Source organism: Mucilaginibacter sp. dw_454 (assembly GCF_018449775.1).
Lineage (GTDB): Bacteria > Bacteroidota > Bacteroidia > Sphingobacteriales > Sphingobacteriaceae > Mucilaginibacter.
This window is the reverse complement of record NZ_JAAVVB010000001.1, coordinates 1,449,137-1,462,532: the sequence shown is the minus strand read 5'-3', so window position 1 is coordinate 1,462,532 and position 13,396 is coordinate 1,449,137. Positions and strand designations below refer to the sequence as shown.

Genomic DNA, 13,396 nt, shown 5'->3' with positions numbered 1-13,396 from the left:
GCCGCGCGTAATTAGTCGGCTTCTGCTTCTCCTGCATACATGTCATCAATAAAACCGGCGTATTTTTTTTCTATGACTTTGCGTTTTGGTTTCATAGTAGGGGTGATCTCGCCATCGTCCATACTGAAAGGCTTACGCTTTACCTTGAAGTTTTTGATGCGCTCGAATTTGGCCAATTCATTAGATAGTTTACGAATATCCTGGTTCAGCCAATCGCGTACGTCTTTATTATCAATAAACGGATCTGTCTCCTCAAAGAAATCTTCTGTAAAGCCAAATTGCTCTTGCAGCGCCTCTTTTGCCGGGATAATAATGGCGGTGATGTATTCGCGTTTATCGCCCAATAAAAACACGCCTTCAATTTTAGGGCTTTTCAAGTAGGTGTTCTCTACCGGAGTAGGGTAGATGTTTTTACCATATGCATTAACCAGCATGTTTTTTAATCGATCGGTGATTTGCAGGTTGCCTTTAAAGTATCGACCGATATCCCCGGTGTGCAGCCAGCCGTCTTTGTCGATAGTAGCGGCTGTCTCTTCGGGTTTGTTTAAATAGCCTTTCATTACGCAGTGACCGCGTACAATAATTTCGCCCTCTTCTGATTGAAAGCTTTCTTTGAAGGATTCGTGCGTTTGTATGGTGTAAATTTCTTTAGTATCGACATTTTGTATAGCCACCTCGATACCCGGCACAATACGGCCAACAGTACCGTAAATCTGACGATGAACTTCTGTTACCGACATTACCGGCGATGTCTCAGTCAGGCCAAAGCCTTCCAATACTTTAATGCCCAGATCGCCAAAAAACTCGCCGATATTTTTAGGTAAAGCGCCACCGCCTGATAACATGATCTTTAAATTACCACCGGTACGTTCTTTTATCTTGCTAAACACCAGTTTCTCTGCAAGTGCATGTTGCGCATTCAATATCGGACCTGATTTTTTGCCGTCTTCGTTGGCTATGCGATGTTTCTTTCCAATCTCTAAGGCCCATAAAAAGATCTTGGGTTTTAGCCCGCCGCCACTGGTGCCATTTTTCATGGCGCGATCATGGATGCGCTCTAATAGGCGAGGGACACAGTTCATGACATTTGGCTTAACCTCGCCCATGTTTTTGGCTAATAGCTCCAGGCTTTGCGCAAAAGCAATTTTAGAACCCGCATATAAGCACACATGGTAAGTTGCAGTACGCTCAAAAACATGCGATAATGGCAGGAAGGACAGGAAAGTGTCTGTCTTCTCGATAATCGGGATCTGAATTAAACAAACTTTTACGTTTTCTACCAAATTATGATGCGTTAACATCACGCCCTTGGGCGTACCGGTGGTACCTGACGTATAGATCAAACAAGAAAGATCAGATGGTAAAATAGCTTCACGCGCGCTGTTAATGGCAGATTGATGTTTGCCAACCAATGTGCCGCCAATTTGAATCAACTCTTTAAATCCAATTACGCCGGCATTAAGGGCCTGTTTCTCTAAATATTTTTCAAAATCATCAAAAGCTGGGATAATTCGAATCAGATCGGGGCAGTTATTGGCCACTTTTAATACTTTCCTAAACAGGAAGGGATTACCGCAAATGATGGTGCGCGCACCTGAGTCATTCAAAATATATTCAATCTCGGTTTCTGAGAGCGTAGGATAGATAGAAGTATTTACCCCACCCACTTGCTGCAGTGCCTGGTCATAATAAATATAATCAGGACCGTTCTCCATGATTAGGGCCAATCGGTCGCCTTTTTGTATGCCGATATCAATAAACCAGGCCGAAATTGCGTCTATCTTTTCCAACGCTTCGCGGTAAGTAATATCAATCCAGTTATCACCAACTTTATGGCTCAAAAACGTGTTGGTATCCGGGTGGATGTTTTGTACTATATAACGGATTAAACTGGGTACGGTGCTGCGCTCGGTAGCTGATGTCATTGTATTATATTGATTGATTGCTGTAGCAAAACTACTTTATTTTTTCAAATGGAAAAGCACTCAATCAGTTTGTGATTCTTCGCTATGCTCAGAATTATAAATACGTACAAACAGAAAAGGCGCTGATTCAGCGCCTTTTCTGTTTGTACAGTATAATAGCCTATACCGAGAAACTCTCGCCGCAACCGCAGGTGCGTGTTGCATTAGGATTATGGAAGTTAAAGCCTTTACCGTTTAATCCGTCAGAAAAATCAAGCTCAGTACCTGCCAGGTACAAGAATGACTTCATGTCCAAAGCCATGCGTACACCTTTGTCCTCGAAAAATTGGTCGCCCTTTTTTTCTTCGTTATCAAAGTCAAGATTATAAGATAACCCCGAGCATCCGCCGCCCTGTACAGAAACCCTCAGGAAATAAGAGGCATCAAGCCCCGTATCGCGCATAAGGTCTTCTACTTTACTTTTCGCTTTATCAGTTACAGTTACCATTTTTTGTTAGAATCAAGAGTCGAGATACAAGAATCAAGACAGGAAAATAAAAATCAAGATTAAAAAACAAGCCAAATCTCTTGGCTCTTGAATCTTGATTCTTGTCTCTATTTAGTGGTGCGATTTTTCGCTTTCTATTGCTTCCATGCCATTTTTAACACGGAAATCATTGATCGCTGCTTTAATTGCATCCTCTGCCAAAACAGAGCAGTGAATTTTTACCGGTGGCAATGCTAATTCTTCAACAATATCCATGTTGTCAATTTTCATTGCGTCATCAATAGTTTTACCTTTTAACCATTCGGTTGCCAAGGATGAAGAAGCAATAGCCGAACCGCAGCCAAAAGTTTTAAATTTAGCATCGGTGATGATGTTGTCATCGCCAACCTCAATTTGCAAACGCATTACGTCGCCGCACTCTGGGGCGCCAACCAGGCCGGTACCTACCTTATGACTAGCTTTGTCTAAGGTACCAACGTTACGTGGGTTGGTGTAATGATCAATTACTTTATCTGAATATGCCATTTCTTGTGTTGTTTAATATTTGTTTTACGTAGTACGTTTAACGTTATACGTGTTTTTTTTATAATTTATTCAACGTAAAACGTATAACGTCCTACGTATAACTTATTTAGTGTTCTGCCCACTCAATTGAGTCCAGGTCAATGCCCTCTTTAAACATCTCCCAAAGCGGCGACAAATCACGCAGGTGGTTCACTGCAGTTTTAGTCACCTCAACAGCGTAGTCAACTTCTTCTTCGGTAGTAAATCTGCCTAAACCAAAACGTATCGAAGAGTGTGCCAAATCATCAGACAAGCCTAAGCTTTTTAATACATATGATGGTTCTAATGACGCTGATGTACAAGCAGATCCTGATGATACCGCTAAATCTTTCATCGCCATCATCAAACCTTCGCCTTCAACATATTTAAAGCTGATGTTGGCTACATGTGGTAAGCGGTGTTCAACATTGCCGTTTACGTAGCTTTCCTCTAAAACGGTTAATGCTGCTTGCAGTTTATCACGAAGTGCAGATAAGCGTTTTGCTTCGCTTTCCATTTCCTGGCCGCAAAGTTCGCAAGCTTTACCTAAACCAACAATACCCGGAACGTTCAACGTACCAGAACGCATACCGCGCTCATGGCCGCCACCGTCCATTTGGGCAGTAACTTTAACACGTGGTCCTTTACGGCGTACGTATAATGCGCCAACGCCTTTTGGTCCGTATATTTTATGTGCCGATAAAGCTAACAGGTCAATGCCATCAGCGTTAACATCAACAGGTATCTTACCAACTGCCTGTACAGCATCAGTCATAAACAAAGCGCCGTATTTGTGGGCAATGGCCGATATTTCTTTGATAGGTTGTATAACACCAATCTCGTTATTACCATACATTACAGAAACCAGGATGGTTTCGTTAGTCATGGCAGCTTCTAAAACAGCAAGATCAACCAAGCCGTCTTCTTTAACCGGCAAGTAAGTAACCTTGCCACCTAATTTCTCAACGTGTTTACAAGCGTCTAAAACAGCTTTATGCTCGGTAACCGTAGTAATGATGTGGTTGCCTTTTTCTTTATACATCTCAAACACGCCTTTGATAGCCAGGTTGTCTGACTCGGTAGCGCCTGATGTAAAGATGATCTCTTTCTCGCTTGCGCCAATCAATTTGGCCACTTGCTCGCGGGCGTAGTCAACACCTTCTTCTGCTACCCAGCCAAACGGATGGTTACGGCTGGCGGCATTACCAAACTTTGTAGTAAAGTAAGGCAACATAGCTTCCAGTACCCTTGGGTCCATTGGTGTTGTAGCGTTATTATCGAGATAAATTGGGATGTTCATATCTAAATGTATTAATAGTACAAAGATATGCAAACATTTTTATTTAAGATCACCTAACATAGGGTTAAACCGTCATCTTAAACTAATAATTTGAGCTTTTCATGATTTGTGAAATACATTTTCAAATTATGTACGTTATTTCAATAAAAACGGACGCCTCCGGCTTTTTTAATAAACAGTTCGCCTTATTCTTAAAATTATCGTAATTTTAAGTCGTCACGCTAATGATAATGGCAACAATAAAACAAACTACCTAAGTGTATGGATATCAGCTATAATAAAGATATTGGCACAAAACAAAAAGCCCTTGCCATCAACCTCGACCCCGAAATATACGGCTCATTTGCCGAAATAGGCGCCGGACAAGAGGTAGCCGCCAACTTTTTCAAAGCCGGAGCATCATCAGGAACCATTGCTAAAACTATGTCGGCTTATGATATGACCGTGTCTGACGCCATATACGGAGAGCTCAAAGTTAAACGCTATGTAAGCGAATCCAGGCTCATGGCTATGCTTGAGCATGAATATGGCCTGGTTATAGAAAGGCTTGCTAAGCAACGCGGCGACAATACAACTTTTTTCGCTTTCTCTGACACGGTATCTACCCTTAACTATCATAAAACTAATGAGGCTCATGGTTGGATGGGGCTGCGTTTCCAACTGGAACCAAACGGCGCTTTTAACGATGTGATTATCCACGTTAAATTGTTGGATAACGACAGTAACCAGCAACAGCAAGCTGTTGGGGTATTGGGTACCAACTTGATTTATGCCTGCTTTTACTATCACGCTACGCCAAATATCTTTCTACTGTCGTTGATGGACGAACTTTCAAAAGACAGGATCCAGATTGATATGATCCGTTTTGAAGGACCAAATTTTGAGAAGGTGGATAACCGTTTGATGAGCTTGCATTTGGTGAAGTATGGTTTCTCTGACGCGGCACTTTTTGGACCCGATGGCGAAAATCAGCAACCATCAGAAGCATTATATAAAAAGCACATTGTGGTTATCCGCGGCCGGTTCCGCCCGCTGATAAATGTACATACAGATATGTTGAACACCGGCGTTAAGCAGTTTAAAGCCGAAGCCGATGTAGACAAAAAGAATGTAGCGGTAATTTGCGAGCTAACCCTTCAGGCACTGAAAGAGCGTAATGCCGACGAGAGCGCCGAGATTGACGAAAAAGATTTCCTGGATAGGGTAGATATTCTTTGCTCATTGGGGCAAACGGTATTGATCTCTAACTTTCACGAATATTATAAATTGGTGGCTTACCTTTCAAAGATCACCCCGCTTAAAATGGGGGTGGTATTAGGCTATCCCAACTTAGAATACATTTTCTCTGAAGAACATTACAAAGACTTGCCGGGTGGTATTTTAGAATCATTCGCTACACTGTTTAGTCGTAACGTCAAGCTGTTTATTTACCCTACCTTGCGTAATGGTGTAATTATGAACTGCCTGCGCTTTTATCCGCCACCGCATTTAATAGACTTATACCGATACCTGATCGCTAATAACAAGATAGAAGATATCAGCAATTACAACGAAACCAACCTGCACGTACAGACCGACATTGTATTGCAACTTATCAAGCAAGGTGTCACCGGTTGGGAGCAGTATGTACCTGCCGAGGTTGCAGAGATCATCAGAAAACGTTGCCTGTTTGGTTATCCATGCGAGGTGCCGACTGATCATCAGTTGGAAGAGCCAAAAGACGAAAAAGCGATAAATTAACTGTCATTGCGAGCGAAGCGCGGCAATCGCGAATTTTGCATATTTGCTTTGCCTCCCTGCGATTGCCACGCTTCGCTCGCAATTGACAACCTGGTTTTTATATATTTGGTCATGAACAAAATTGAACATATAGGCATTGCCGTTCGCGACCTAAAAGCCGCAGGCGACCTGTATGAACAATTACTGAATACCAAAATCTACAAAACCGAAGAGGTAGCAACCGAAAGCGTCAAAACTGCATTCCTCCAGACCGGACCTAATAAAATAGAACTGCTTGAGGCGTTATCTGCAGATAGTCCCATTGCTAAATTCATCGACAAAAAAGGCGAAGGCATACACCACATTGCTTTTGAGGTAGACGATATCAAAGCCGAAATGGCGCGACTAAAAGCCCTGGGTTTTGTTTTATTAAGCGATGCGCCTAAACCGGGTGCAGACAATAAACTGGTTTGTTTTGTGCATCCAAAGAGCGCAGGTGGGGTTTTGGTGGAGTTGGTGCAGGAAATTAGATAACAGCAAGCACCTGCGTTAGTGATAGCAGCGGATACCGGCCTCGAGCCTAAGGCCTTGCGGCGTATAAGCGGATAGCACGGTCCGCCTAAAGGCGGAAACGCCATAATCTAAAACTAATAAGCCAACCCATAATCAATTATTTTTGATATTCTTCACCCCTTGTTAATAAAAAAATAAAATCCCCTTTTTACTTTTGAATTTTATCACTACATTTGCACCTCTTTTATAAGAAAGAAGAAGAGAATTAACACGATGAAAAAAGATCTGCATCCATCAAACTATAGATTAGTTGTATTTAAAGACATGTCAAACGACTATTCTTTTATCACTAAATCATGCATCGACACCCGCGAAACTGTAAAGTGGGAAGACGGTAACGAATATCCATTGGTAAAATTAGAGATTTCTCATACGTCACACCCTTTCTATACCGGTAAAATGAAACTGGTTGATACTGCGGGTCGTATTGATAAATTCCGTACTCGTTACAACAAGAACTAATAGCTTGTTGATAAAATATTTACAAGTCCCGGCTTTGCAGTCGGGACTTTTTTTATTTTTGCGCCATGGCAATCATCCTTTTTGACGATAACGCACATCAAAGTCTTCTGCCGTTAACTTATACCCGCCCCGTAGCCGACCTGCGTATTGGGATATTAACTATTGCCGAGAAGTGGGCGAAATACTTAAATGCCGACTATTCCTTCCAGACGCAAGCTTATTTGCAAGCTAAGTTTAAACTTAAAATTGGTGTTGATGATTTGTATATCAACGGCGCGGTTTGCCCTGATGAAGCTTTGTTAGAAGCTATTAGCGGGTTAAAAACCGGAGATGCATTGAAGCAAGGCGATTTTCTGATTGCTGCAAGAGCGCCTATTGATAGTGATTTTAGCTCGGTTATTAACCATGATCCCTTCTTTATCAGTCTAAAGCATCCCGAAGATATTTTTAGCAAGAACGATATTGAGTTGCGTAAGGATTTTAGGTTACTTACCAAAGGCCGCACCAGCGCTACAATAAGCAGCACTAATACCATTTTAGGCACAGATTTCTTCGCCGAAGATAGCGCTACCGCGGAATGTTCCACTTTTAACACCACTAACGGCCCAATTTATTTAGGCGAAAACACCAGTGTTTGGGAAGGTACCCATATCCGTGGTTCTTTTGCGCTGTGCAATAACTCACAGATAAAGATGGGCGCCAAAATTTACGGCGGTACCACCATCGGGCCGTTTTGCCGTGTGGGTGGCGAGATCAGCAATTCGGTGATCTGGGGTTATTCCTCAAAGGGCCATGAAGGCTATTTAGGTAACTCTGTACTGGGCGAATGGTGCAATATAGGTGCCGATAGCAACAACTCCAACCTTAAAAATAATTACGCCGAAGTAAAACTGTGGGATTATACCACGCAACGTTTCCGTAAAACTGGCCTGCAATTTTGCGGCTTGATCATGGCCGACCACGCTAAATGCGGCATCAACACCATGTTTAATACAGGTACGGTAGTAGGCGTAAGCGCTAATGTGTTTGGCGCAGGTTATCCGCGTAATTTTATACCTGATTTTGCCTGGGGCGGCGCGCAGGGTTTTGAAACATATTCTTTAAAAAAGATGTTCGAAACCGAAATGCTGGTTTACCCTCGTCGTGAAGATCGTGTGTTTGACGAAGTGGAGCAGGAAATAGTGAGAGCGATATTTGAATTGACAGCGCCTTATAGAGGCGTATTTTAGTTAAGTTCATGGATCATGGATAATAGTTCATGGTCATTATATAAGTTAAAAATTATTAAACAATCATGGACCATTAACTATGGACCATGAACCAATAACAATCCATCATGAGAAAAAAAATTGTTGCCGGAAACTGGAAAATGAATCTGGATTATAACGAAGGATTATCCTTGTTTTCTGAAGTTGTAAATATGGTTAAAGACGAAGCTACCGGTACACAGGAAGTTGTAGTTTGCAGTCCGTTTATTCACCTGCATAGCCTGGTGCAACTGGCTAAAGGTTCGGCAAAAGTATCAATAGGTGCACAAAATGCGCACCAGGCAGAAAGCGGTGCTTATACAGGCGAAGTATCTGCTAAACAAATTAAATCTGTAGGTGCTGCTTACGTTATTTTAGGCCACTCAGAGCGTCGCCAGTATTTTGGGGAAACCAATGCGCTGTTGGCTAAAAAAACCGACACAGCGTTAGCTAATGACCTGAAACCAATCTTCTGCATCGGCGAGACTTTACAAAAGCGCGAAGCAAACCAGTATTTCGATATTATCAAATCGCAATTAGTTGAAGGCGTATTTCATTTGGATGCTGTACAATTCAGCAAACTGGTATTAGCTTACGAACCTGTTTGGGCCATTGGTACAGGCGTAACTGCAACTTCGGACCAGGCACAAGAGATTCATGCTTTTATCCGTAAGGAGATCGCTGCTAAATATGACCAATTGGTTGCCGATGCTACGACTATTCTTTATGGTGGTAGCTGTAATCCTAAAAACGCACACGAATTATTTGCTCAGCCTGATATTGACGGCGGCCTGATTGGCGGCGCATCATTAAAATCTCGAGATTTTACAGATATAATTAAAGCTTTTAACTAAAAGCGTTGTTATAGGGGGTAAGTATGTTTAAATATTTGGTTAAAATAATACTGCCCCCTTTATTTGCCTTCTGGTCATTCGCCGTATTGATCAAATTCAGCCCGTACTTTCACCATGTAGATACAGGGAGCCTGGGTGAAGACTCTATCGACGGATTAATATCCTACTATAAAATATTTGCGCCCGGGCAAATTGCTATTGCCTTACTTACCCAGATATTGATTGGTGTGCCGTTATGGCGTAAGATTGTGGCTAGCCGTGCAGCCGCTATCAGTATATTTTCTGTTTTGGTAATAGTTTGTGCGATATTTGCTTTTGGATTGGCCCGGATCATTTGGGACCCGGCGACCGGAAAAAGGCAGCTTATTGACATTGGTTGCTTTATGACTGCTGTGCAATTATATTACTGGACAGTTGACTTTTTGATATTGTACCTGTTAGACTGGAAATTAATCAGCGATCGGAAAGCGGAGTCTAAAAGTAAAACCGAAAAAGAATCATGAATTATTACGAAGTACTTTTCACTACCATACCTACCGAAGATTATCAGCAGGACCTTTTAATTAATGCCCTGGGCGATATTGGTTTTGATACTTTTGAGGAAACCGAACTTGGATTTAAGGCTTATATCCCCGAAATAAATTTCAATAAAGATCAACTGGAGGAGACTTTGGAGCCGTATGTTGATATGTTTACTTTTAGCTATGAGGTAACACTTATCCCCCAAAAAAACTGGAACGAGGTATGGGAAAGTAACTTTGAACCAATAGCCATTGGTGACAAAGTTTTTGTACGCGCTACTTTTCATGAGCCACGCCCGCAGTTTGATTATGAAATAGTGATAGACCCTAAAATGGCTTTTGGCACAGGCCATCATCAAACTACGGCAATGGTTTTGCAATTGATGCTAGAGAATGGCTTCGTTGGCAAAAAGGTGTTAGACATGGGTTGCGGTACCGGGATACTGGCTATCATGGCTGCTAAATTGGGCGCTGCGGATATTATGGCCATTGACTATGATCAGATATGTTATGACAGCACCATTGAGAATGCACAATTAAATAATGTAGCTAACATCACCGCTGGCTGCGGATCAAAAGAGGCCATCCCAAATGAGTTGTACGACACGATTCTGGCTAATATCAACCGCAATATTTTGATAGATCAAATGCCACGTTATGCAGAGGTATTGAAGCCTGAAGGCGAGATCTATTTTAGCGGATTTTATGAAACACCGGATTTGGATATCATTACAGAAGAAGCTCGTAAACACGGCCTGAAATACATTACCCATAAAAAAGACAGTGAATGGGTGGCGGCTAAATTTGTAAAATAACCTACCCTGTCATGCCGAACTTGTTTCGGCATCCCACGCGCTAAGTAATCGAGGTTGTTATTCCTGTATGATGGATGCCGAAACAAGTTCGGCATGACTTTAACTATCCTTTTGGTCACAAGTCTACACAAGTTGACTGATAGCAAAACTCTATTTATATTTATGTGTTTTATTTGACACAGTACAATCGATTACCAATTACCTTTGTATTGTTATTGACTTTATTACCTAAATGGTCAAAACGACATATAAATTAAATTTCTACTGCTATGAGAACCTATCTTGTACCTATCGACTTTTCGCAAGCCTCTATAAATGCTGCCGAATTTGCCGCAAAACTGAGCGAACAAACTCTTGTTGAACACATTGTTTTATTAAACGCCTACTACGTATCGCCTCTTGAAACTATGCTGCCTAACCCGGATATGGTGCAGCTAATGGAAGAAGAGGTTGAGCATGAGGTGGCAGATCGGATCAAAAAGCTAGAGCATTTAAAGCATAAGTTGAAGGCGCAGGTAAGGGAGGGGGTAGAGATAAGCGTTCACTTAAATCGTTCGCACTTGCTGCGTGCAGTGGTAGAGAATGTCAGTGTTAAAAATGCGGACCTGGTAATTCTGGGAAGTAAAGGCAATACCAGTAAAACAGATACCAAAATTGGTGGCCACGTAATCAGTATCTCTAAAGCCAGCCCTGTGCCGGTAATAGTAGTACCGCCACAATATCATTTTGAAACAATAACCAGGGTAGTAGTTGCGTGCGACTTCGATAAGGTTAAAGAAACTGTCCCATTAGACTCGTTGAAACGCTTACTGGATAAAAAGAAGTTTGAGCTGCTGGTAGTTAATATTGACAAAGAATCAAAACATCTATCTGGCGATGCTGGGCGTAAAGCCGAAGAGACGGCTTTGTATCAAATGTTAAAGCCATATCAACCCACATACAGTTATGTAAATAACCCCAATATCATTAGCGGCATTCTGCATTTCGCTACAGATAATGATGCGCAATTGGTGATTGCACTACCCCATAAGTACAGTTTCTTCCAATCATTATTGCATGATAGCGTGTCGCAGCAATTGGCCGAAAGTGCGGCTGTGCCGGTGCTTTTATTGAAAGAATAAATCTTTGATAAGACAAGCGTTTTTGCGTTTATTTGCATCATGAGGGTACATTTTATAGCTATAGGTGGTGCGGCCATGCACAACCTGGCCATTGCGCTGCATAAAAACGGATTTGAAGTGACGGGTTCTGACGATGTGTTGTTCGAGCCATCTGTATCGCGTTTGGCTAAGTATGGCATTTTACCAAAAGAGAATGGCTGGTATCCCGAAAAAATAACTAAGGATCTGGATGCTATCATCCTGGGTATGCATGCGCGCATAGATAACCCGGAATTGGTGAAAGCGCAAGAACTCGGCATTAAAGTGTATTCATATCCTGAATACGTTTATGAGCAATCTAAAGATAAGCTACGGGTAGTGATAGGTGGCAGCCACGGCAAAACCACTATCACCTCGATGATCCTGCATGCGTTGCAAGAAGCCGGAAAAGATTTTGATTACCTGGTAGGGGCGCAACTGGAAGGTTTTGAAACGATGGTTAAGCTCACCAAAGATGCACCAATAATGGTTATAGAGGGCGATGAATACTTAGCTTCGCCGATAGACAGACGACCGAAGTTTCACTTATATAAGGCAAATATTGGTGTGATTAGTGGGATAGCCTGGGATCATATCAATGTGTTCCCAACTTTCAAAAGTTATATAGATCAGTTTAAAATATTTATTGAGACCATACAATCCGGTGGTACTTTAATTTATAGTAAAACCGACGCTGTTTTAGATGAGGTTGTGGCCGATGATAGCTCAAATGTTCATAAAGAACCTTACAGCTTACCTGAATTTACGATAGAAAACGGCGTTACAACTATCTTGTCGGACGGTAATAAATACGAGCTTCAGGTTTTTGGCGAACACAACCTGCTCAACATGCAGGCAGCACGCCTGGTATGCGAAAAATTGGGTATTAGTAAGGCTGATTTTTACCAGTCTATCACCACTTTTAAAGGGGCAGCACGCCGCCTGGAGTTGGTTGGCAAGAGTGATACGGCTACTATTTTTAAAGACTTTGCACATTCGCCATCTAAACTTGAAGCTACTATTCACGCGGTAAAAGCGCAATTTCCAGACAGGAAATTGATTGCTTGTATAGAGTTGCATACCTTCAGCAGTTTAAATAAAGATTTCCTTGCAGAATATGCCGGTACAATGGACGAGGCCGATGAGGCTATTGTGTTTATTGACAAGAAAACATTCGAGCAAAAGAAAATGGAGCCTTACCGGGCAAAGGTGGTAAAAGAGGCTTTTGCTAAAGCTAATTTGACGTTTTTTAACGATCCGAAATTGCTTTTGGCGCAATTAGAAAGCGCCAAATTAAGTAACGCGAGCTTGCTGATGATGAGCTCCGGCAACTTTGGAGGCATTGATTTACTTGAACTTAAAAATAAAATATTACTATAATTGTTGTAAATAAAAAAATATTAGTAACTTTATTAACTATTGAGAAATCCTTACCCCCAAAACGTTAGACCCTAAATGAAGTCACTAGGAAAAAAAATCAGACTACTACGTCACCAGAAAGCCTGGAGCCAGGAGGACGTTGCAAAAAGATTAGATATTTCTATCCCTGCTTTTTCTAAAATAGAAACCGGCATTACTGATATTAACTTATCGCGCTTAGAGCAAATTTCAAATTTGTTTGAAATGTCTGTAGTTCAATTGCTTACTTTTAACGATCATGAGCAAGAACAAAAATTTGTTAATGAGCTTGATGTGGTTAATAAGAAGTTGACAGACAGAGAGATAGAAATAATCGAATTGCAGAAAAAAGTTATTGAACTTTTTGAAGAATTAAGACACAATAAGGCTACAGCATAAGCTGTCAAACCTTA

14 protein-coding genes are annotated in these 13,396 nt (G+C 41.6%); 10 read left to right on the top strand and 4 right to left on the bottom strand.

The genetic code is table 11. From position 1 onward, the window contains the following. Positions 1-11: 11 nt before the first annotated feature. From HB679_RS06595 to HB679_RS06580, 4 genes are all read right to left on the bottom strand, one after another. Positions 12-1,925: a long-chain fatty acid--CoA ligase gene (locus HB679_RS06595; protein WP_214071138.1), complete on the bottom strand. Its 1,914-nt coding sequence runs from the start codon at positions 1,923-1,925 to the stop codon at positions 12-14. Positions 1,926-2,085: 160 nt separating this feature from the next. Next, positions 2,086-2,412, bottom strand: a complete 327-nt coding sequence (locus HB679_RS06590; RefSeq protein ID WP_214071137.1) for an iron-sulfur cluster assembly accessory protein — start codon at positions 2,410-2,412, stop codon at positions 2,086-2,088. A gap of 111 nt (positions 2,413-2,523) precedes the next feature. Continuing rightward, positions 2,524-2,937: a Fe-S cluster assembly scaffold IscU gene (gene iscU, locus HB679_RS06585; protein ID WP_214071136.1), complete on the bottom strand. Its 414-nt coding sequence runs from the start codon at positions 2,935-2,937 to the stop codon at positions 2,524-2,526. Positions 2,938-3,043: 106 nt separating this feature from the next. Beyond that, entirely contained in the window at positions 3,044-4,255 is a 1,212-nt protein-coding gene (locus HB679_RS06580) for an IscS subfamily cysteine desulfurase (protein WP_214071135.1), read from the bottom strand. Positions 4,256-4,516: 261 nt separating this feature from the next. Between HB679_RS06580 and HB679_RS06575 the strand changes: the two genes are divergently transcribed. The 10 genes from HB679_RS06575 to HB679_RS06530 all read left to right on the top strand — a co-directional run bounded on the left by HB679_RS06575 (position 4,517) and on the right by HB679_RS06530 (position 13,382). Then, positions 4,517-5,995, top strand: coding sequence for a TonB-dependent receptor (locus HB679_RS06575; protein WP_214071134.1), 1,479 nt, complete (start codon positions 4,517-4,519; stop codon positions 5,993-5,995). 111 nt (positions 5,996-6,106) lie between these two features. Then, positions 6,107-6,508 (top strand): methylmalonyl-CoA epimerase, encoded by a 402-nt coding sequence (gene mce / locus HB679_RS06570; RefSeq protein WP_214071133.1) that lies wholly within the window; start codon positions 6,107-6,109, stop codon positions 6,506-6,508. 252 nt (positions 6,509-6,760) lie between these two features. Beyond that, positions 6,761-7,009 (top strand): type B 50S ribosomal protein L31, encoded by a 249-nt coding sequence (locus tag HB679_RS06565; protein WP_144249605.1) that lies wholly within the window; start codon positions 6,761-6,763, stop codon positions 7,007-7,009. Positions 7,010-7,074: 65 nt separating this feature from the next. Next, a complete protein-coding gene (locus HB679_RS06560; RefSeq protein WP_214071132.1) occupies positions 7,075-8,238 on the top strand; it encodes a GlmU family protein in 1,164 nt (387 codons plus the stop codon). 107 nt (positions 8,239-8,345) lie between these two features. Further along, a complete protein-coding gene (gene tpiA, locus HB679_RS06555; RefSeq protein ID WP_214071131.1) occupies positions 8,346-9,110 on the top strand; it encodes a triose-phosphate isomerase in 765 nt (254 codons plus the stop codon). A 23-nt stretch (positions 9,111-9,133) separates the two neighbouring features. After that, positions 9,134-9,613 (top strand): hypothetical protein, encoded by a 480-nt coding sequence (locus tag HB679_RS06550; protein ID WP_214071130.1) that lies wholly within the window; start codon positions 9,134-9,136, stop codon positions 9,611-9,613. Continuing rightward, positions 9,610-10,446 (top strand): 50S ribosomal protein L11 methyltransferase, encoded by an 837-nt coding sequence (prmA, locus tag HB679_RS06545; RefSeq protein ID WP_214071129.1) that lies wholly within the window; start codon positions 9,610-9,612, stop codon positions 10,444-10,446. The genes HB679_RS06550 and prmA overlap by 4 nt, the downstream gene beginning before the upstream one ends. Positions 10,447-10,715: 269 nt before the next feature. Next, positions 10,716-11,567: a universal stress protein gene (locus HB679_RS06540; RefSeq protein WP_214071128.1), complete on the top strand. Its 852-nt coding sequence runs from the start codon at positions 10,716-10,718 to the stop codon at positions 11,565-11,567. Between the two features lie 39 nt (positions 11,568-11,606). Further along, complete coding sequence (locus HB679_RS06535) at positions 11,607-12,965, top strand: Mur ligase family protein (RefSeq protein WP_214071127.1); 1,359 nt, start codon at positions 11,607-11,609, stop codon at positions 12,963-12,965. A 75-nt stretch (positions 12,966-13,040) separates the two neighbouring features. Then, positions 13,041-13,382 (top strand): helix-turn-helix transcriptional regulator, encoded by a 342-nt coding sequence (locus tag HB679_RS06530; RefSeq protein WP_214071126.1) that lies wholly within the window; start codon positions 13,041-13,043, stop codon positions 13,380-13,382. The last annotated feature ends 14 nt before the right edge of the window (positions 13,383-13,396 follow it).

Bases quoted from the DNA above. Each gene is read 5' to 3' on its own strand.
- HB679_RS06595 (WP_214071138.1), bottom strand. From the start codon at position 1,925: ATGACATCAGCTACCGAGCGCAGCACCGTACCCAGTTTAATCCGTTAT.
- HB679_RS06590 (WP_214071137.1), bottom strand. From the start codon at position 2,412: ATGGTAACTGTAACTGATAAAGCGAAAAGTAAAGTAGAAGACCTTATG.
- iscU (WP_214071136.1), bottom strand. From the start codon at position 2,937: ATGGCATATTCAGATAAAGTAATTGATCATTACACCAACCCACGTAAC.
- HB679_RS06580 (WP_214071135.1), bottom strand. From the start codon at position 4,255: ATGAACATCCCAATTTATCTCGATAATAACGCTACAACACCAATGGAC.
- HB679_RS06575 (WP_214071134.1), top strand. From the start codon at position 4,517: ATGGATATCAGCTATAATAAAGATATTGGCACAAAACAAAAAGCCCTT.
- mce (WP_214071133.1), top strand. From the start codon at position 6,107: ATGAACAAAATTGAACATATAGGCATTGCCGTTCGCGACCTAAAAGCC.
- HB679_RS06565 (WP_144249605.1), top strand. From the start codon at position 6,761: ATGAAAAAAGATCTGCATCCATCAAACTATAGATTAGTTGTATTTAAA.
- HB679_RS06560 (WP_214071132.1), top strand. From the start codon at position 7,075: ATGGCAATCATCCTTTTTGACGATAACGCACATCAAAGTCTTCTGCCG.
- tpiA (WP_214071131.1), top strand. From the start codon at position 8,346: ATGAGAAAAAAAATTGTTGCCGGAAACTGGAAAATGAATCTGGATTAT.
- HB679_RS06550 (WP_214071130.1), top strand. From the start codon at position 9,134: ATGTTTAAATATTTGGTTAAAATAATACTGCCCCCTTTATTTGCCTTC.
- prmA (WP_214071129.1), top strand. From the start codon at position 9,610: ATGAATTATTACGAAGTACTTTTCACTACCATACCTACCGAAGATTAT.
- HB679_RS06540 (WP_214071128.1), top strand. From the start codon at position 10,716: ATGAGAACCTATCTTGTACCTATCGACTTTTCGCAAGCCTCTATAAAT.
- HB679_RS06535 (WP_214071127.1), top strand. From the start codon at position 11,607: ATGAGGGTACATTTTATAGCTATAGGTGGTGCGGCCATGCACAACCTG.
- HB679_RS06530 (WP_214071126.1), top strand. From the start codon at position 13,041: ATGAAGTCACTAGGAAAAAAAATCAGACTACTACGTCACCAGAAAGCC.